Source organism: Parabacteroides sp. (assembly GCF_977054455.1).
Map to the genome: position 1 here is coordinate 104,079 of NZ_CDRTCT010000003.1, position 20,346 is coordinate 124,424.

Consider the following 20,346-nt stretch of genomic DNA (forward strand, 5'->3'; position numbering starts at 1 on the left):
GGTCATAAAATACGATACCATTATGAAATGTAAGTTTTCTCTATTACTGTTTCTTTGCGTACTGTCCCTTTGGGGACAGGCGCAGAGTTTAACACTCCAGGAATTGGTCAACAAAAAACAATTCCAGGAAGTGATGGCACGTGCGGACAGCCTTACCCCTTCCGACTCGGCCGATTACGCCACGATGTCGGCAATCGGACAGGCCTATGAAGGGCTGCTGCGCTATAAAGATGCTTATCGGTGCTTTTCCCATTGCCTGAAAATGGATACGAACAATGTGGATGCGTTGAATGCCGTTGCCCGGAATGCGATCAATTTCGGAAGAATAGCCGAAGCTAAACGTTGCTATCATAAAGTGCTGGAGGCCGACAGCATGAATTTCTATGCCAACTACCAGCTGGCACGCCTTTATTATCAGTTAGGAGATTTCGGTAAAGCGACGGAACACTATCATATACTCGCTTCCATTGAAGGGGAGAATCCTTCTATCCTGACCGGTCTGGCTGACTGCCATATCAAAAAGGGGACCGGGCCTAATACGATGATCGCCCTCTCTTTGTATGCCCGTGCCTTGGAGCTGAACCCGGAAAATGTGCGTGTGGCTTCTTCTCTGATAAATGTGTTGCTCCGGATGGGAGACGGGAAAGGGGCGTTGCAGGTGTGCGATACCGCCTTGTTCTATAATCCGGATAACAGCCAGATACGGCAGAGCAAAGGGATGGCTCTTTATATGACGAAAGATTATAAGCAGGCTGATTCGGTCTATACCGATCTGTTGGCCGACGGCGATTCTTCTTTCTTGAATCTTAAATATGCTGGTGCGGCCCGCTATATGTCCGGCCATGCGCTCGATGGGGTCGAGCTGTTGGAGAAAGCTTATGAAATAGATTCGACGGATGTGGAAACAGCTATGCTGTATGGCGCTTCCTTGGGAAAAACATACGACCGCAAACGGGCTTACGAACTTTTCGACCTGGCGGAAACGAACATGCAACCGAAGAAGTTCCTCGTTAATCTGCTGACGACCTTCCGGGGAGACGCGTTGAAACGGGACGGGCGTTGGCCTGAAGCGGAAAAGCTGTATTATGCCGCTTGGAAGAAAGACCCGGATCAGTTGAATTTCCTGTATGAGATCAGCAGGCATTATTGGGATGTCGATCCGGGACTGTTCCGGGATGAGAAGGAATTGCAAAAGACTCTTTTCAGCAAATATACTTACCTGATGGCCTATATGAAGACGGATAAGTCGCAAAAGTACTTGTACAATTACCGTCCTTTCCTGGAGGCGGTTTGCGAAGATGCCTTTTTCCGGAATGCCGACGAGGTGACGATGTTGGCTCCTGACGGGAAGAAAACGAAGCTGGCTGTCGCCGATCTGCGTGCATTGGTCGCCCAACTGCCGCAGATGCCGGAAGAGGAACTTCTGAGGCGCAAGAAGATGCAGGAACAAATGCTCAAAGTGCAGAAAAGAGAAAAGGATTTGCGTAAAAGCGGTGCTAAACTCGACACGCTCGCCCTGAGTAAGGAAGAAGAAGAGAAAGCGCGGAAAATGCTGAAAGACGCCGGCTTGGAATAGGCAGAGTATCTGAACAATATAATTGATATAAATATGGGAAGGCAGATTCAAACAATACGGAAGAGAATGATGGTTGGGATGTGTTTGGTCCTCATTGTTTCGAGTAGTTGTTTCGGTGGGAAGCGGAAGCCTGCGGATGATGTGAAAGCAGATAAAGAAGTTTCTATCGAGCCTCCTTACTCGATAAATCTGGAAAAGATTCTGTCGATGGTTACGCCTGTGAAACTGTCGGAGGTGGCCGGTGAAATCAGATATGTACCTCTGGAGACTTCTGAAAGTTGTTTGTTGAAGAGGGTCCATGAGTTGGCCTTTTTCAATAATACGATTTTGGTAAGTGACTTTTCCAACCTGTTCCAGTTTGATGATCGAGGCAAGTTTATAAAGACGATCGGACAGAATGGAAACGGGCCGAGAGACTATGTTAATGTCAATTCGATCGTTAACGATGATATCCGGAACATCTTGAATGTATTTACGAGCGGAAAGGTCAACCGGTATGATAAAGATATGAACTATCTGGAATCGATACGTCTGGTTGACCGCTATTATGGAGGATTAACCACTCCGTGGGGAAGCTATTTTATGTATCTGAGCAGCTCTTTTAAATTGGTGGGCGATACGTCTACTGTCTATTCTTTTGCAGAAATAGATACGTCTGCAAAAGTGATCGGAAAGATACCGAATCCGTCTCCTATTGTTTCGACCTATCGTGGGATGATTTACGCTCCTATTCCTTTCTATAAATATGAGGAAACCGTGCGATATATGGATTATGGCAACGATACCTTGTTCACCTTTTCCGAAAATGGAGACCGGCGCCCCTATGCCATCTGTAATTTGGGTTCGATGAAACGTGAGGTAGATACTCACGGGTTTACTCCTGGACAAATGGAAGAACTGTCTTCGAAGGTACTGATGGAAAACGTTTGTGAGGACGACCGGTATCTGTATCTGACGCTTCGCTGGGGAGTGACCGATAATATGCAATACATCCTCTTTGACAAACGTAATGGCGAAATCAGGAATGTCGGAAAAGAGGGCATGGTAAATGACCTTGATGGCGGAATTCCTTTCTTTCCCCGGTTTATTCGGGAGGATGGAACGAAAGTCATGTATGTGGACGCAGAATATGTTCTCGAAAAAGCCCCGTCCGGTGATCTCGCATCTGATTTAAAGCCGGATGATAATCCGGTGTTGGTATTGGTTAATTAAAAAGATTTGACGATAGATGATGATCATAAAGAATCAAGTACTCCTGTTGAGTGTAGTCGTGCTCTTTTCGGCCTGTGCGGGAAAGAATGCCGAACAACCGGTAACTGCCGAAGTCGAACCTGTGGAGCCGGAATATCCGATAACTGTTCCGTTCGAGGCGGGAGTCGGTGTCGAGCGGGAAATTAAGTTGAGCGATATTGCCGATTCCGTACAGTATGTCCCGTTGGAAACGAATGATAAGTGCCTGATTGATTTTATAAATTCAGGGAAGGTGGTGAAGACCGGTAAATATTGGTTTGTCTCCAGTAATACGAGGTTGTATCAATATACGACGGATGGGAAGTTTGTCAGGAACATCGGTTCGAGGGGCGGTGGTCCCGGACAGTTCAACTATTTCCAGCAGATAGATGTGAACGAGGACACGGGATTGGTATTCATGCTGACGACTTCCGGGAAGATCAATGTCTATGAGATGGAAACCGGGAAATTCCTTTATGACATAAAGACGCCGGATAAGGAAACGGCGCAATTTGCCATGTTGAATGATACCTTGGTGGCGACCTTCATGTTGAATAGCAGCGGGCAGCAAAAAGAACGTATCTATATCTCCAGTCAAAAAGAGAATATATTGAATACCTTTTATCGTTCGGACCTGTTTGAAGTCAAAAGCGGAACTCGGTGGCTGATGATGAGTGGCATAGACAGATATATGTTCCGCTATAAAGATTTGATTTGCTACAAAGAGTTCTACAATGATACTTTGTTCGTTGTGACGGAAAAGGAGCTCCAACCCCGTTATATCTTCGACTTAGGCAAATATTCCATCCCCATTGACTGCCGCATGGAAGCCTGCGACGGTGACTGGAAGACCTACAACACGATTGCTGCTCCATATATCCGCAACCAAGTGATAGAAACCGATTCATTGCTGTTTATGCCCTATAATTACTGGGCGGGAGAAAAACAGCGGGAGCGTCATATGGTGCTGTATGACAAGAGAACGAAGGAATGTTATTCCATTCCCGGAGGTTATATCAAGAACGACTTTCCCGGTGCGTTGCCTTTGCGTCCGGCGACTTCTTTGGACCGGAACACTCTGGTCTCTGTCTGGGAGGTCGGTGATCTTATGAAAGAAGCAGAAAAGAATCCGGCTGTCCTGGATCATCCCCAATTGAAAAAATTGACTGAAGATGATAATCCGGTACTGATGGTCGTTTATATGAAATAAGCTATGATGCGTTTTATTGGATTAGTACTATTGATCGGGTTGATTGCCGGTTGCTCGCTCAAGCAGCCGGTCCCGGTCCGTATCGGGTATGTGGAAACGGATGTTCCGTCAAGTAACCAATGTGTGGAAATAACCGGTGCTTTCCAAGGCCGGCCGTATCAGCTACGGATGGCATATTCCCAAAACGGGAAGGTGAGTTATAAAGAGTTGAACGAGACGCCTTGCATTATGCAAGATACGGTTTTGCGCCTACAGGTGGCAGTCGAGCCTGTTCACAAACATACGGCACGTTTTACCTTGAATGTCGATTCCTTACAAATAGTCGAGGAGGTTGAACTGGAAGATATCCTGCACTGTATCTTATTGGAGACCTATCCCGACCGCCCTTTTTCTACTTTAGATACGATCCCGCTTACGTCTTATACCAGTGGTGCTTTGCGTGAAATACTGGTAGACGGGAAATTACTACAGGGCGGCAGCTATTGCGATGTACGGAATGCCAAACTGCCGCCGCAAGAATGGCATAAGACTTTTGATATGAAAGAATATATCTGGTTCGAGTTGTTGTTTACCGGAAAGTAGGCGGCATGACGTGAATTTTTAATCCTTTTATTGCGTGAGGCGATAACAAAATATATCTTTGCCATTGGAAACAAATAAGATATCCGTTATGAAGTAGTAACGATTACTAACAGCCTGCTCGTGGAAGAAGATATCCGTAAGTAACAACTAAATAAAGGGATCGTGATGGTGAAGAAATACCTCTCTCTTTTGCTTATATGCTTGCTTGCCTGGCCTGCGATGGCGGGGGAACGTAAGAAAGTCGCTGTCGTGTTGGGCGGTGGAGGCGCAAAAGGTGTGGCGCATATCGGGGTATTGAAAGTGTTGGAGGATGCCGGCATACCGATCGATATCGTGACCGGGACCAGTATGGGAGCGATCGTCGGAGGTTTGTATGCCATCGGTTACAGCCCGGACGAGATCAAGGAAATGGTAGAGTCGCAGGACTGGGAGATGTTGCTGAGCGACAAAGTGAAACGCAGCCATTTGCTTTTCCCTGAAAAAGAGAAGGCGGAACGTTATATCGTCTCCCTGCCTTTTGGGCTGGAGAAGAAAGACCGGGTGATCGACGGGGTTGTGAAAGGGCAGAACCTGCAAAACCTCTTTTCGGACCTGACGATCGGTTATCATGATTCGGTCGATTTCGATTCGTTCCGGATTCCCTTTGCCTGCGTGGCGGTCGATATGGTCAGTGGCAAAGACTATGTATTCCACGAAGGCAGCCTTCCGCTTGCCATGCGTGCCAGTATGGCGATTCCGGCAGTGTTTACACCTGTCCGGCTGGACAGCATGGTGCTTGTCGACGGCGGGTTGAACAATAACTATCCGGTGGATGTCGCACTTGCTATGGGTGCGGATATCATTATCGGAGTGGATCTGGCAACGAGCGATCTGCGTACCTACGACCGCCTGCATTCTCCCGGTGATATCGCGACGCAGATCATCGCTTTGCACGGCTATGACAAATATGCGCGGAACCGTGACCGGACCGACCTGCTGTTCCGCCCGGATATGGAACCCTACCGTTCCGCCAGTTTTGCTCCCGCCGCTCTCGACACGATGCTGCACAGGGGAGAAGCCGATGCCCGCCGCCGTTGGGATGAAATCATGGCTTTGAAGCGTAAGATCGGCCTTTCGGATACCGATACCTTTTCCATACAGGCACGGCGCCTGACGCATCGTCCCGTTTTACCTGCCGATACTTTCTATGTCCGCCATATCCGTTTCGATGGAGCCGATCCGCGCGACCTCAACTGGTTGCATCGTATCTGTGCGCTGAAGGAGAACAGCCATATCACGTTGAAGGAACTGCGCAAATCCATGTCTATCCTGGTCGGGACAAATGCTTATGCCTATGTGAACTACAAACTGACCGGCGAGAACCAGCAGGACCTGGTCCTGACCTTGCAGCCTAAATCGGAAAGCTCTGTGAACTTAGGCATACGTTTCGATTCGGAGGAAATCATCGGGGTGCTGGTGAATGCCACCTATCATAAGGGAAAACGGAATCATTCCCGGTTTGCTTTTACTGGGCGTGTGGGAAGCAAGATATCCTCTGCGATGCTGGATTACTCGATCGAACGTTCTCCGCTGCGCAATTTCAATTTGTCGTATAAGTTCAGCTATAACGACTTGGATATTTATGAGAAGGGGGATAAGCGGTTCAACACTACCTATACGCACCATCTTGCCGAATTCGCTTATTCGGATATGAACTGGTTGAGCTTCAAGGTGAAAGCCGGACTGCGTTATGAGTATTTCAATTATAATTCCTTCCTTTACGCGGGGAGTGATGAGCTGTACACTGTCAAACCGGAAGGGTTTTTCAGCTATTTCGCGTCGGCACATCTTGAAACATTGGACCGGCGGTATTTCCCGAACAAAGGGGTTTCTTTGGAAGCGGACTATTCACTCTATACGGATAACTTTGTGAAATATAACGGCAGTTCTCCTTTCTCGGCTGTCGGTCTGAAGTTTATGACGGTTTGTCCCATCAGTTCACGTTTGAGTTTGCTGCCTGCGCTTTACGGGCGTGTCCTGATCGGAGGGAATACGGCTTATCCGTTCCTGAATGTGATCGGGGGAGAGACGTTCGGACGCTATTTGACCCAGCAATTGCCTTTTGCAGGGATCAATCATGTGGAAATTCTGGATAATTCGGTCGTGGCGGCCCGTCTCCAGCTCCGGCAACGCATTGCGGGGAACAATTATATCACGCTGACCGGCAATTATGGCATCCACAACGACGACTTTTTCCATCTGCTGGAGGGGAGAAGCCTTTGGGGCGGTAGCCTGGGATATGCTTATAACAGCATGGCCGGCCCTTTGAGTGCAACGTTCGGCATGTCTAACCGTAATTCGCATTTGCAGTTTTATCTGAATTTGGGATTTATGTTTTAATATAATATATCAAGGTATGAATGCAGAAATTATACAATTCCTGACGGAACTGCGTCAGAACAATAACCGGGAATGGTTCCAAGCAAATAAAAGCCGTTACGATTCTCTTCGAAAAGGCTTTATCGACGAAGTACAACAATTGATTGATCGGATTGCCCTGTTCGATCCGGAAATAGCCGGATTGGAGGCGAAGGATTGCCTGTTCCGCATTTACCGGGATATCCGCTTTTCACCGGACAAGACTCCATATAAAATTCATTTTGCCGCCTATATGGCTTCTTGTGGCGGACGGGGCAGCGAGCGGGCCGGCTACTATATCCATCTGGAACCGGACGGTTGTCTGCTTTCGGGGGGCGTTTGGTGTCCGCCGCCGGCCCTGTTGAAAGCGCTCCGTAAAGATATCTATGAAAATATAGAAGATCTTGTCGCCATCATGGAAAAGCCGGCTTTCAAGAAGACATATCCGACGTTGGAGGGCGAAGTCCTGAAGCGTATGCCTGTCGGCTATCCTTCCGATTTCAAATATGACGAGATTCTCCGCCATAAGGATTTCAGTGTCGTCTCCTATAAACCGGATGAATTCTTTTTCGCACCCGACTGGATGGATAAGGCCATTGAAGATTTCAAGCTTTTGTATCCGTTTAACCAATTCCTGAATTATACGGTGGATGAGTATTTAGGAAGAGTCTGATTTCAATATATATTTTCCGTGTTTCATAAATATTTTATCGAAAAACAATAAAAATATTTGGTGGAGTCAAAAATAATATATTCTTTTGCATATCGAAAAACGATAAATATTATTTGAGAAACAAACAACAAATACATAAAAACATTATGAAACAGTTCTTCAAAACAGTATTTGCATCCACACTGGGCGTGCTGGTTGCTTTGGGAATCGTAACAATGGGTTCCATCTTTTTCATCATAGGAGTAGCTGCCAGTGCTGACGGTTCTTCCGAGTACAAACCGGATAAGAATACGGTGTTTAAACTTTCTTTAAATGGTGTCTTGGTCGATCAGGCTGTGAAGAATCCTTTTTCAGAGCTCATGGGAGAAAGTGGCAACCAAATGGCTGTGTCGGATGTGATCAAAGCGATCCGCCGTGCAAAGGCAAACGATAACATTAAAGGTATTTATCTGGAAGCCGGCTCCCTCTCTACGGGCTTTGCCGGGATCGAAGCGATCCGTCGCGAGCTGGTGGACTTTAAGGATAGCGGTAAGTTTATCGTGTCTTATGGCGATTTTTATACGCAAGGTTCTTATTACCTGTGTAGCGTGGCCGACTCTGTTTTTCTGAATCCGCAGGGTAGTGTCTCATTGGTGGGACTTGCATCACAGGGCATGTTCTTTACCGGATTGGCTGAAAAGTTAGGCGTGGAACATTATATCTTCAAGGTAGGAACTTATAAGAGTGCCGTAGAACCGTTTTTCCTGAAAAAGTTTAGTGATGCCAACCGTGAACAGCTGACTTCTTTCTTAGGCAGCGTATGGGGAAACCTGACAACCGCTATCGAGAAAAGCCGTAATATCTCTTCCGACGAATTGAACCGTTACCTGAACGAAGGTCTTGCAATGGGCCAGGCTTCCAATGCCGTTGATTATAAATTGGCGGATGGGCTCCGCTATCGTTATGAGGTGGAAAACTGTGTGAAAGAAATGGCCGGACAGGATGTGAAAGGCAAACTGAAAACGGCCGGTGTCGATAAAGTCGCCTCCATCAAAGTAAAAGAAAAAGACAGTAAGAATAAGATCGCAGTCCTGTATGCGGAAGGTGAAATCAGAGACGAAGATTCTTCTTCTCCTTTCAGTGCCGATGAACAGGTGATTTCGGAAGAAATGGCAAAGAAGTTGCGTAAGCTGAAAGACGATGACGATGTAAAAGCCGTAGTCTTCCGTGTGAACTCTCCGGGTGGTAGCGCCTATATTTCCGAACAGATCTGGAAAGAAGTCGAAGAACTGAAAGCCAAGAAGCCGATTGTCGTTTCAATGGGTAACTATGCCGCTTCCGGTGGCTATTATATCTCTTGTGCCGCAAACAAGATTGTCGCAGAGCGTACGACACTGACCGGCTCGATCGGTGTATTCGGTGTAGTCCGCAATTTCACCGGAACATTTGACAAAGTAGGTGTAACTACGGATATCGTAAAGACAAATACATTCGCTGACCTGGGAGACATCAGCCGTCCGATGCGTGAAGATGAAAAGGCGCTGATCCAGCGTGGCGTGGAACAGACTTACGATTTGTTCCTGACCCGTTGCGCAGATGGCCGCGGCATGACAAAGGCGGAGATCGACTCGATCGGACAAGGACGTGTCTGGACAGGCGAACAGGCGTTGGAGAGAGGCCTGGTCGACCAGTTGGGCGGTATGGACGACGCGATCAAAGAAGCTGCAACATTGGCGGAACTGACTGACTATTCAGTAACGGTTGCCGACGGTCCGAAAGATTTCTTTACCAAATTCATGGAGAAGCAGATGGATGAAGCAAAAATCTCCATCGCCAAATCTGTAATGGGTGAAGAGCAATTCAAACTGTTCTCGACTATCCGTCGGGCTGAAACGGAATCCGGTATTATTGCCCGCATGCCGTTTGATATAAAAGGTTTATAATAAACATGAGGGTGTGTCAAAAAGAAAATCCTGCTTACAATAGACACAATTTAGGCACGGATTACGCGGATTACACGGAAAGATAATAAATTTATCCGTGTAAATCCGTGAAATCCGTGCCTTAAAGATCGTGATAAAGGAGTTTTGACACACCGCCATTAAGCAAGAAAGCTATAGGTTATGAAAAAGCAATTGAATTTAATCTGCGTATTGATATTTTTCTTTGTCGGTCTGTCTTTGGTTCCGAGCATCTATTCGATGGGTAATGCTTTTGTAGACGGTTTCAAAGAAGGAATGTCACAAGCGAAAGAAGCACATGAGCAGGGAACAACATATATCAGTGCGGAAGTATTAAGTCCGCTGGCTCTTAATTTATGGCCGAAGTCTTTGGCTGCCACCTCTGATAAATTGTTCAACCAGAAGGACCAGGAGTGGTATCCGGCTTCACATATCAAGGCATTGGTCTGGGCGAAATCCAAAGATGTCGGAATAGCGAGATATGTAAGTTTCCTTGCACTGATCGGCCTGTTCTTTATTATAAAAGCAATCATCCAATTCTACAAGCTGATCAATGCGATTAACCACGAGGTGATATTCGATTGGATGAATGTGCGCCGTTTGAATCGCATCGGACGTAATCTGCTGATCTCTTTTGTGATGACACAGACCTATACGCTAATGAATTACTGGGCGGCAATCCGCCTGTTCGAACTGGAAGGTTATGAACATAATTTCTGGTGTGACTTTCAGTCGATGACGTTGATAATGGGACTGATCGCTTTATTGGTAGGCCGTATTTTCGCGATCGGCTTACAGATGAAGGAGGAACAGGAGTTGACAATTTAAAGATTTGATAATAATGAATAAGATACAAGTTATGAGCAAGCTATCTAAAAATACAAATTTAGGAGCAATAACAGGTGTGTTTCTATTCTTTTTAACCCTGATTGGTATCAATACGTTCAATGAGGCTTATATACAATTGAAGCATAGTGTTGTAGACGAACATATACATGCCGTTTTATTCTATTCGTTGGAATTGGCAGTCCTTCTTTTTGTTGCTTATGGTGTTTGCAAGGTGATCAGTAATATCAATAAACGAAAGTTTTTTGTGAAGATAAATTATATGCTTTTCTATTATATGGGGGTTGCATTATTCTTTTTACCTGTATTTCATGAATTAGGAGATGCTTTGGATACAGCCCATGATTGGAAAATTATTCCTATGGAAGTTCCTGTTTGGAGTGCAATGGGGACATTCCTGCTTATCATCGCAGAAATTTTCCGTTACGGAATACGGATGAAAGAAGAACAAGACTTGACGGTCTAATAAAAGGAATGAAAATGAAATCGAAAAGTATAAGGATATTGAGCATTTTGATACTGCTTCTTTCTATGGTGGTGTTGGGTGACAGCTTTCGGGGAGGAAAAGACGGATGGAACAGTGCAGACGGTGACTTGGATAAGAAAATACATCGGGTAAATGTGTCGTTGAATCCTGCTGTCGCGTATAGTTTGCCTGATACATTGCAACTGGCGGATAACCGGAAAATACCTTATCAGATAGGAAGTATTACTTTGGGAATGAAGACCGATAAGGTTTATGAGCTTTTTTCCGTCATTATAGGATTGGTTTTCACACCGGTCTTTCTGCTTCTGATCATTTGGGCGGGATTGTCTTTCTTCCGTTTTATCAGGGATGTGCAACGGCAACAGATATTTATTCGTTCGAATGTCAAGAGACTTCGTGTTATCTGCTGGATGTTGTTGTTGGCCGGGATTATGAAAAACGTGTTTGCAGGGGTGGACTACTTCCTGTTGTTAAAAGATGGCGATGTATCTTTTCCCGGCTATAAGATTGCGGGTTTCGAGTTTGAATATAGCACATTCTTTTTAGCTCTCTTGTTCGGCCTTTTTGCCGAGATATTTGCATTAGGGGTCAAATTGAAAGAAGAACAAGACCTGACGGTTTAAAGGAGGAACGGATATGGATAGGATTGTAAAATTACTGATTGCCCAGATAGGATTTGTGTTTTTGGGAATTATTTTGGGGGCTGTTCTTTCGGATATGATTGTGAACGGTATTTCGGCATTGCTTATAATTTATTACCCGGATGTCCGTTCCGTATATGAAATAATAGGGACAAAGCCTTTTGCCGGACTTGCTGTTCTGGGCGTAATATTGTCTGCTATTTGTATATATTATTTGAACCGGAGTCTGAAGGTTCCGGCTTGGCAAATATCGGAGAACAGGGATGGTGAAACCGGTAATATTGTAATTAATGAATAATCAAAGGGATAAGATATGGCTATAATAGTGAATTTGGATGTGATGATGGCAAAACGAAAGATTGCACTGGGTGATTTGGCCGATCGTATTGGTATTACCGCGGCAAATCTTTCGATCTTGAAGACGGGTAAAGCCAAAGCCATACGCTTTTCTACTCTTGAAGCAATTTGTAAGGAGCTCGATTGCCAACCGGCGGATATACTCGAATTTAAGGAGGATAAATCGTGATGTTCGGGATAGGAATGACCGTGCGCTTACAATATATAAGTGTATTATAGTAGGCGGAGGTGAATAAAAGTTTGAATATTGTTAAATAAGTTATATATGCTAACAATATGTAAGTAAAAGTTTGGTTTGTTATGGGATGGTATCTACATTTGCACCGCAATTTGAAAGTAATCTTAAAGTAATAATTATATGAAAACTTCAATTTTAAGTAAAAGTATTCTTGTTCTTGCAGTTATGTTCTTATGTAATCTTGCAATGAGCGCAGCCTCTCCCAGAGAGTACATGTATGATACGAAGGAAGAGAATGGTAAAGTCGTTTCAAAAGTCATTTTCTTGAATGACAATGGTCTTTTGAATAAAGAAGTTAAATATGAATTTTCTTACAATGAAAACGGCAAAGTGTCGGAAAAGAAGGCATATCGCTGGGATAAGAGTAAGGATGAGTGGATTCCCTATTATCTGACGACTTATTCATATAACGCAGAAACAGGGGAGATCAATACCACATACGGCATGTGGGACAAAAAGAAGAAAAACTTTAGCTTAAATGTCCAGAATATGGTTGCTCCGGCAACAAGTTATAACGACATTTTCTCATAATACCTATTTTTATAATATTTCATAGACACAACCGTAAATGGCGCGAATAACAAAAGACGTGAGTCCCTGTTATTAGCGCCATTTTCATCTTTTTACGGAAATATGTGTGTTTATCTGTAAATGTTTCTATCTTTGTTGAAACATTAAATAACCATAGCTATGGATAAAGTAAGAATACAACAATTATTGACCTCTTTCAACAGCATTACTCACTCTGTAAATAACGAAGAAGACGGTGAACAAGTCGAGATCTGGTTCGCCCGCGATTTGCAATCCATTTTGGGATATGCAAGATGGGAGAATTTTATTGTCGCAATCAATCGGGCAGTCGATTCCTGTACAACGCAGGGAATCAATCAGGAAGATCATTTTCGTGAGGTCACGAAAATGATCGGATTAGGAAAGGGAGGCAAGCGCGAAGTTCAGGATTTTATGTTGACTCGTTATGCTTGTTACTTGATTGCTCAAAATGGTGATCCAAAGAAAGAAGAAATCGCTTTTGCACAAAGCTATTTTGCGATTCAAACTCGTAAAGCCGAGTTAATAGAAGAACGACTGGATTTATTGTCCCGTTTGGAAACGCGAGACAGATTGCGGACTGCCGAGAAGTTATTGTCACAGAATATTTATGAACGGGGAGTCGATGATAAAGGATTTGCCCGGATTCGTTCGAAGGGCGATACCGCTTTGTTTGGAGGTTTTACAACGGAAGATATGAAATTGAGACTTGGGGTAAAAGCCAGCCGCCCTTTGGCTGATTTCTTACCTACACTTACTATTGCAGCGAAAAACCTTGCAACGGAGATGACAAATTATAATGTCGCGAGTAAAGATTTGTATGGAGAGCCGCCTATCACCAAAGAACATATTCAAAATAATATAAGCGTAAGGGAAATGTTGGGTGCGAGAGGCATCAAGCCGGAAGAATTACCTGTTGCGGAAGATATAAAGAAGCTGGAACGAAAAGTCGCAAAAGATGAAAAGTTGATAGAGAAAAACACGCCAAAGCTGCCTAAAGAATAATGCTTTTTGATTGAAAATATCCGATCATTTTCGTGACCTCACGAAAATGATCGGATATTTTGATTTTTAATACTTCTGATCATTTTCGTGACCTCACGAAAATGATCAGCTTTTATCTCGTCTTTACTTGATGATCTTCTCGATCTCCGAAAGATTCTTCTCCACGTCTGCATCTGTTACCTCGTAGTTGGTCAGATCGCCTGCCAGATACTGGTCGTAAGCGGCCATGTCGATCAGGCCGTGACCGGAGAGGTTGAACAGGATCGTGCGCGGTTTGCCTTCGATCTTGGCCTGTTCAGCTTCGCGGATGGCGGCAGCGATAGCGTGGGAAGATTCGGGAGCCGGTATGATGCCTTCGCTTTGAGCGAACAGCGTAGCAGCTTTGAATGTTTCAAGCTGCTGGATATCTACGGCATCCATCAGCCCGTCTTTTTTCAGCTGGCTGACGATAGAGCCTGCACCGTGATAGCGCAGACCGCCTGCGTGGATATTGGCCGGGGCGAAGTTGTGTCCCAGGGTGAACATCGGCAGAAGCGGCGTATAGCCGGCTTCGTCGCCAAAGTCGTACTGGAACTGTCCGCGTGTCAGTTTCGGGCACGAAGCCGGTTCCGCCGCCACGACGCGGAGGTCTTTTCCCTCTGTCAGTTTATGGCGCAGGAACGGGAATGCGATGCCGGAGAAGTTCGAACCGCCTCCGAAGCAAGCGATCACCACGTCCGGATATTCTCCGGCCATCTCCATCTGCTTTTCTGCTTCCAGGCCGATCACCGTCTGGTGCAGCATCACATGGTTCAGCACGCTACCCAATACATATTTGCAGTTGGGAGTCTGCATAGCCAGTTCGACAGCCTCGGAGATAGCTGTTCCTAAGCTACCCTGGTAATTCGGATGCTTGGTGATGATGTCGCGGCCTGCACGTGTACTCATGCTCGGCGAGGCGATCACCTCGGCTCCGAATGTCTGCATCATAGAACGGCGATAGGGTTTCTGGTTGTAGCTGACCTTGACCATATAAACGGCCAGTTCCAATCCGAAATGTTTGGCAGCCATAGCCATCGAAGCGCCCCACTGTCCGGCGCCTGTTTCGGTCGTGATATTGGTTACGCCTTCCTTCTTGCAGAAATAAGCCTGCGGGATGGCGGAATTCAGTTTATGGGAGCCGACCGGACTGACACTTTCGTTCTTGAAGTAGATGTGGGCCGGCGTGTCGAGCGCTTTTTCAAGTCCGTAAGCGCGTACCAGCGGGGTCGGGCGCCAGATTTTATACATCTCGCGAACTTCTTCCGGTATCTCGATCCAAGCATCCGTCTGGTTCATCTCCTGGTCTACCAATCCTTTGGCAAATAAAGGATAGAGATCTTCAGGGTTGAGCGGTTCCTTTGTTTTGGGGTTCAACGGAGGAAGCGGTTTATTCTCCATGTCTGCTACGATATTGTACCAGGCTGTAGGGATATCTTTCTCCTGCAGTAAAAATTTCTTACTTTCCATGATGTTGTTATGTAGTTTACATTATTGATCGATTTGGCCTCTAAGGCTTACAACTTGGAAGCAAAGTAACAAATAATATTTCGTTCTTCAAATGAAATACAGGAAAATATATATCTTTGCGGCTCACAACTCTGTTAAACAGGTAACGAACTATAAGAATGAAAAAGCTGATATTACTGCTGGCCGGCATCTGCATGACGTTTCAGGCGACAGCGCAGAAGAAGAACTTCGCTTACAAATTCTACGGCTTTGTCCGCGGAGACCTCTTCTATAATACACGTGCCAATATGGCTCCGGTAGACGGGAATTTCTACCTGTACCCGCTGGACAAGAAGCCGGATGCGGACGGCAAGGATCTGAATGCCGGTCCCAACGGCAGTTTCTACACCTTCACTTCGCGCCTCGGCGTGGACGTGACCGGTCCGGATATCGGTGCGGCACGTTCGTCTGCGAAGATCGAAGTCGACTTCGGAGGCTTTTCTTCCAGCAACACCATGTTGCGTATCCGGCAGGCCTATGTCGCCCTGGATTGGGAAAAGAGCCAGGTCCTGATCGGACAAACCTGGCACCCTTTGTTCGGGAGTGTCTGCCCGGATATCCTGAACCTTTCTACCGGCGCTCCTTTCCAGCCGTTCAACCGCGAACCGCAGATACGTTACCAGTACAAGGCGGGGAAAGTGAAGCTGACGGCTTCCGCCCTTTGGCAATTGCAATACCTTTCGAGCGGCCCGAACGGCATGAGCGAGGAATATATCAAGAACAGTTGCGTGCCGGAGTTCTATGTCGGAGCCGATTATGCCTCCGTCGGTGGCTGGCTGGCGGGTGGCGGCGTGCATCTGATCTCCCTGAAACCCCGTACGTCTTCCCTTTGGAATGAAAAGACGTATAAGGTGAACGAGCGCATGACGACGCTTTCCTACGAGGCCCATGTCAAATATACCGGGCGCAATTTCACTTTTGCCGCCAAGAGCCTGATGGCTTCCTGCCTGGACCATACGGCGCTGATCGGCGGTTATGGCATCAGCTCCATCGACCCGGACAACGGCGAACAGGAATATACGCCTTTCCGTCATTCCACTTCCTGGGTCAATTTCACCTGCGGGACGAAGTGGAAAGGGCATTTCTTTGCCGGTTATACCAAGAACCTGGGAACGGCCGACGCATTGGCTTCCCCCACCAAGTACGGCATGGGGTTGGATATCGACCAGGTCTTCTCGACCAATATCGCCTTCTCCTACAACTTGCCCCATTGGCAGATCGGCCTGGAATATATGCCGACGACAGCCTGGTACGGCGATACGGAGATGGCTTCCGGCAAGGTCGTGGACACGCATAGCGTCACGAATCATCGCATACTGGGGCTTGTGATGTATTACTTTTAATGATACGATATTTTCGTATGCTTTTCTCACGGGTTTTCATATGGGTGAGAAAAGATTCTCATGCAGGTGAGAAAAGATTCTCAACCGGGTGGGAAAACTTTCTCATGCTGATGGGAAGACTTTCTCACTCGCATGAGAATTGTCATTCATGCCAGCCCGTCTGCTGACGGGTTTTGTAGTAATCTTAAACTTCCTTACCTTTGCAGTCTATTTGAATGGACAAAAAATGAAAAGATACTTACTGCTCCTTACAGCCCTTTGTATGGGGATGGCCGGTTATGCTCAGAAAAAGAATTTTTCTTATACCTTTTACGGACAGGTGCGTGGCGACCTGTTTTACAATTCCCGCGCCAATGCCGAGACGGTGGACGGGCTGTTCCACCTTTATCCGAAAGACAAGGACCCGGATGCCGACGGGAATGACCTGAATGCCACGGCAAACGGGAGTTTCTATTTGCTCTATTCCCGCCTGGGAGTGGACGTGAAGGGACCGGATATCGGGAAAGCCGTGACGACAGCCAAGCTGGAGGCGGACTTCCGGGGTTCCGGCAGCAATTGGGCGGTCTTGCGTATCCGCCATGCATACGTCAATCTGGATTGGGGGAAGTCGGCGGTGCTGGTGGGACAAACCTGGCATCCGCTCTTCGGCGATGTATCTCCGCAGATGTTGAACCTCTCGACCGGTGCGCCTTTCCAGCCGTTTAACCGCAGCCCGCAGATCCGCTACCGGTACACGTCCGGCAAGGGGTTGCAGCTGACGGGGGCGGTACTTTGGCAGTTGCAGTATTTGTCTGCCGGCCCGAACGGAAAGAGCGAGGAGTATATCAAGAACAGCTGTATCCCGGAAGTCTACGTTTCGGCTGATTATAAGGCGGACGGTTTGATTGCCGGCGTCGGCATGGAAGTGCTGTCCCTGAAACCCCGCCGGCAGGCGACGGTGGATGGCCGTGTGTATAAAGTAGACGAGCGGGTCACCTCGCTCTCTTTCGAGGCGCATGCCAAATATACGGCTCCGAACTGGCTGATTGCCGGTAAGACCTTGCTGGCTTCCAATCTGACACAAGCCTCCATGTTGGGCGGGTATGCCGTTACCTCCGTCGACCCGCGTACCGGGGAACAGGAGTACACGCCTTACCGCCATTCCATGACCTGGCTGAATGTGGTCTATGGCAAGAAATGGAAGCCGGGGATCTTTGTCGGATATTTGAAGAACCTCGGGACGGGAAAGGCGATCGCCGGACCGGCATACGGCGTTGGGCTGGATGTGGACCGGCTGTTTACCACCAACCTCCAGCTCTCTTATAATCTGCCTCACTGGAAGTTGGGAGTGGAGTACAGTCCTTCTCTTGCCTGGTATGGCACAACGAATGCAAAAAACGGTAAAATAGAGGATACCCATTCGGTGACGAACCACCGCGTGCTGGGCGTCCTGATCTATATGTTCTGATGGAAAAGATATTGATTGTAGGAGCAAACGGGTTTGCCGGGCGGAGGATCCTGGATAACCTTTCGGGGAACGGGGCTTGCGAGGTATTCGGCTGTTCCCTCCATCCGGATATCCGTCCGGAAGGGAACCATACGTTCGTCCGGCTGGACATCAACGACTATCCGGCGGTGGAGGCCTTGTTCGACCATATCTGCCCCGATGCCGTCGTCAATTGCTCGGCTCTTTCGGTCCCGGATTATTGCGAGCAGCACCACGATGAGGCGTATGCCCTTAACGTGTCGGCGGTAGAAAACCTGGCTCATTGTTGCGAGCATCAGGGGAGTCGCTTCATCCATCTGTCGACAGACTTTGTGTTTGACGGGAAGAGCGGTAGCCTTTATACGGAAGAAGACGTGCCCGCTCCGCTCAACTACTATGGCGTGACCAAGTATCAGGGAGAGCAGGCGGTAGCGAGTATTTGCCGCAACTATGCGGTTGCCCGTGTGGTTGTCGTCTACGGAAAGGCATTGCCGGGGCAGCATGGCAATGTCCTTCAACTGGTCAAGAACCGCCTGGAGGCAGGGCAGGAGATCCGCGTCGTCTCCGACCAGTACCGTACGCCGACCTGGGTGGCGGACATTGCCGATGGAGTGGAGAGGCTGGTGCATTCCGACAATTCCGGCATTTATCATATCTGTGGCCCGGAGCATCTCTCGATCGCCGAAATGGCGTACCGTGTAGCCGATTACTTCGGACTGGACCGTTCCCTGATCCGTCCCGTCACGACAGAGGAGATGCAGGAGGCAACCCCGCGTCCGCGTAATAGCGGATTGTCCATCGAAAAAGCGAAACGCGAATTAGGCTATCGCCCGCATACGCTGGAAGAGGGACTAAGGGAAATGGGATAAAGGGAATCTCGATTTTCTCTACGTTATTCGCCTTTGCAAAAGTCTCTTATTCCAACAGCCATTTCCAGATCGGGACGACAGTGATCTTTTTCTCCTCTTCGACAATCGTTTCTTCTTCGTCCCGCGTGATGATGAGCAGTTTATCTGCATCCAAGACTTTGGCTATTTTCAGTAAGGCGCTAATTTCACGCTTGCGTGTTGGTTCGTCCTTCAGACTGTATGATACTTGTATGGCTAAGTTTTGTGTCGGTATATAAAAGTCGACTTCAATATTCTGAAGGTAGAAATAAAGTTCGTCTTCGTATTTCTTTTTTAAACTGATAGCCACTATGTTTTCTAACAGAGATGTTTCCGGATCTATCAAAAATAGGTTCAGTAGGCCATTGTCGATAAAATAGTATTTCCGGTTGGAAACTTTCTCTACTAATTTGCTGGCATAGTTTTCAATGGAAAATATCAACCAGGTGGCTTGTACAAACTCCAGATAATCGATGATGGTATCTGTCGTGACTTTAACTCCTGTGGATGAAACGATGTTTGATAACCGGTTGAAGGAAGAAGGTTGTTTTACGCTTTCTGCCAACTTGCGGATCAGGACTTTCATTGCCAAATCGTTTCGGATGGAATAACGTGTTATTAAATCACCAAAAAATATTTTGTTGAATAAACTGCTTAGCCATTGGCGTTTTTCTATCTCTTCTATCAGCTCCAATTCCGGTAATCCGCCAAAGTAGAAGTAGGCAGAGAACGCACGGACTATTTCAGTACGGTTTTTGAAATACCAAACCGGCTCGACAGTTATATGATTGGCCTTTAGGTATTCCTGGAATGAAAAAGGATATACATTTTGAATGATAAACCGTCCGCCGAGTGTCGTGGCGATCTCGCTACTTAACATTTTGGCATTGCTTCCGGTTATGTACACCCTGTATTTCTGGTCTGCCAGCCGACGGCTGAACTTTTCCCAATGTTCCACAATCTGGATTTCGTCCAAAAAAAAGATAGGACGATGTGCATACAACTCCTCGTAACAGACTTTTATAAGATCGAGGTCTTCAACAGTCAGGTTGACCAAACGATCATCTTCGAAATTGAAATACAGGATTTCTTCTATCCGATGCCCTTCTTTCAACAAATGTTGTATCTGTTGATACATCAGATAGGATTTACCGGCGCGACGGAGACCGACGAATACGTAGTTTAGCTGATCTGATAAATGAATGTTTCGTTCTATCAGCGTTATTTCGCTGACAAAATTCTGGTATTCAATGATTAGAGACTTTATTGTATTCTTATCCATACGATTTTACCTTTTGTAATCGACAAATATAAGGCTTTTTATCGATTATAAAAGATAAAATGCCTATGACTTTATCGATTATAGAAGATAAATGTGCAAAGGATGGGGAAG

At 46.6% G+C, this 20,346-nt stretch carries 19 protein-coding genes; 17 read left to right on the plus strand and 2 right to left on the minus strand.

What is annotated here, in order from left to right:
* The first annotated feature begins 22 nt into the window (after positions 1-22).
* The 14 genes from ACW6QF_RS02240 (at position 23) to dinD (ending at position 13,731) form a co-directional block, all read left to right on the plus strand.
* Positions 23-1,576: a tetratricopeptide repeat protein gene (locus tag ACW6QF_RS02240; RefSeq protein ID WP_456086661.1), complete on the plus strand. Its 1,554-nt coding sequence runs from the start codon at positions 23-25 to the stop codon at positions 1,574-1,576.
* Between the two features lie 66 nt (positions 1,577-1,642).
* The gene (locus tag ACW6QF_RS02245) at positions 1,643-2,788 is read left to right on the plus strand and encodes a 6-bladed beta-propeller (protein WP_456086662.1); all 1,146 of its coding nucleotides are present in this window, start codon (positions 1,643-1,645) and stop codon (positions 2,786-2,788) included.
* Positions 2,789-2,804: 16 nt separating this feature from the next.
* Positions 2,805-4,016 carry a 6-bladed beta-propeller gene (locus ACW6QF_RS02250; protein ID WP_456086663.1) on the plus strand — a complete coding sequence of 404 codons (1,212 nt, stop codon included), beginning with the start codon at positions 2,805-2,807 and terminating at the stop codon, positions 4,014-4,016.
* 3 nt (positions 4,017-4,019) lie between these two features.
* Positions 4,020-4,598, plus strand: coding sequence for a hypothetical protein (locus tag ACW6QF_RS02255; RefSeq protein ID WP_456086664.1), 579 nt, complete (start codon positions 4,020-4,022; stop codon positions 4,596-4,598).
* Between the two features lie 165 nt (positions 4,599-4,763).
* Entirely contained in the window at positions 4,764-6,977 is a 2,214-nt protein-coding gene (locus tag ACW6QF_RS02260) for a patatin-like phospholipase family protein (RefSeq protein WP_456086665.1), read from the plus strand.
* A 16-nt stretch (positions 6,978-6,993) separates the two neighbouring features.
* Positions 6,994-7,668 (plus strand): DUF2461 domain-containing protein, encoded by a 675-nt coding sequence (locus ACW6QF_RS02265; protein WP_456086666.1) that lies wholly within the window; start codon positions 6,994-6,996, stop codon positions 7,666-7,668.
* A 146-nt stretch (positions 7,669-7,814) separates the two neighbouring features.
* The gene (gene sppA / locus ACW6QF_RS02270) at positions 7,815-9,590 is read left to right on the plus strand and encodes a signal peptide peptidase SppA (protein ID WP_456086667.1); all 1,776 of its coding nucleotides are present in this window, start codon (positions 7,815-7,817) and stop codon (positions 9,588-9,590) included.
* 180 nt (positions 9,591-9,770) lie between these two features.
* Positions 9,771-10,436, plus strand: coding sequence for a DUF2975 domain-containing protein (locus ACW6QF_RS02275; protein ID WP_298548530.1), 666 nt, complete (start codon positions 9,771-9,773; stop codon positions 10,434-10,436).
* A gap of 13 nt (positions 10,437-10,449) precedes the next feature.
* On the plus strand, positions 10,450-10,920 hold the full coding sequence (locus ACW6QF_RS02280; RefSeq protein ID WP_456086668.1) for a DUF2975 domain-containing protein: 471 nt from the start codon (positions 10,450-10,452) through the stop codon (positions 10,918-10,920).
* 14 nt (positions 10,921-10,934) lie between these two features.
* Positions 10,935-11,564: a DUF2975 domain-containing protein gene (locus ACW6QF_RS02285; protein WP_456086669.1), complete on the plus strand. Its 630-nt coding sequence runs from the start codon at positions 10,935-10,937 to the stop codon at positions 11,562-11,564.
* Between the two features lie 13 nt (positions 11,565-11,577).
* Entirely contained in the window at positions 11,578-11,880 is a 303-nt protein-coding gene (locus ACW6QF_RS02290) for a hypothetical protein (RefSeq protein WP_456086670.1), read from the plus strand.
* A 15-nt stretch (positions 11,881-11,895) separates the two neighbouring features.
* Positions 11,896-12,108: a helix-turn-helix domain-containing protein gene (locus ACW6QF_RS02295; RefSeq protein ID WP_298548522.1), complete on the plus strand. Its 213-nt coding sequence runs from the start codon at positions 11,896-11,898 to the stop codon at positions 12,106-12,108.
* A 189-nt stretch (positions 12,109-12,297) separates the two neighbouring features.
* Positions 12,298-12,708 (plus strand): DUF3836 domain-containing protein, encoded by a 411-nt coding sequence (locus ACW6QF_RS02300; protein ID WP_456086671.1) that lies wholly within the window; start codon positions 12,298-12,300, stop codon positions 12,706-12,708.
* 159 nt (positions 12,709-12,867) lie between these two features.
* Positions 12,868-13,731, plus strand: coding sequence for a DNA damage-inducible protein D (dinD, locus tag ACW6QF_RS02305; protein WP_456086672.1), 864 nt, complete (start codon positions 12,868-12,870; stop codon positions 13,729-13,731).
* A gap of 123 nt (positions 13,732-13,854) precedes the next feature.
* Here the strand turns inward: dinD and ACW6QF_RS02310 are convergent, their stop codons facing one another.
* On the minus strand, positions 13,855-15,219 hold the full coding sequence (locus ACW6QF_RS02310) for a TrpB-like pyridoxal phosphate-dependent enzyme (protein ID WP_456086673.1): 1,365 nt from the start codon (positions 15,217-15,219) through the stop codon (positions 13,855-13,857).
* Positions 15,220-15,377: 158 nt separating this feature from the next.
* Between ACW6QF_RS02310 and ACW6QF_RS02315 the strand changes: the two genes are divergently transcribed.
* From ACW6QF_RS02315 to rfbD, 3 genes are all read left to right on the plus strand, one after another.
* A complete protein-coding gene (locus ACW6QF_RS02315) occupies positions 15,378-16,601 on the plus strand; it encodes a DcaP family trimeric outer membrane transporter (RefSeq protein ID WP_456086674.1) in 1,224 nt (407 codons plus the stop codon).
* Between the two features lie 226 nt (positions 16,602-16,827).
* A complete protein-coding gene (locus tag ACW6QF_RS02320; RefSeq protein WP_456086675.1) occupies positions 16,828-18,048 on the plus strand; it encodes a DcaP family trimeric outer membrane transporter in 1,221 nt (406 codons plus the stop codon).
* Positions 18,048-18,935 (plus strand): dTDP-4-dehydrorhamnose reductase, encoded by an 888-nt coding sequence (gene rfbD, locus ACW6QF_RS02325; protein ID WP_456086676.1) that lies wholly within the window; start codon positions 18,048-18,050, stop codon positions 18,933-18,935. The genes ACW6QF_RS02320 and rfbD overlap by 1 nt, the downstream gene beginning before the upstream one ends.
* A 46-nt stretch (positions 18,936-18,981) precedes the next feature.
* On the opposite strand, the gene ACW6QF_RS02330 is transcribed toward rfbD, so the two are convergent.
* Positions 18,982-20,235, minus strand: coding sequence for an ATP-binding protein (locus ACW6QF_RS02330; RefSeq protein WP_456086677.1), 1,254 nt, complete (start codon positions 20,233-20,235; stop codon positions 18,982-18,984).
* Positions 20,236-20,346 lie beyond the last annotated feature (111 nt).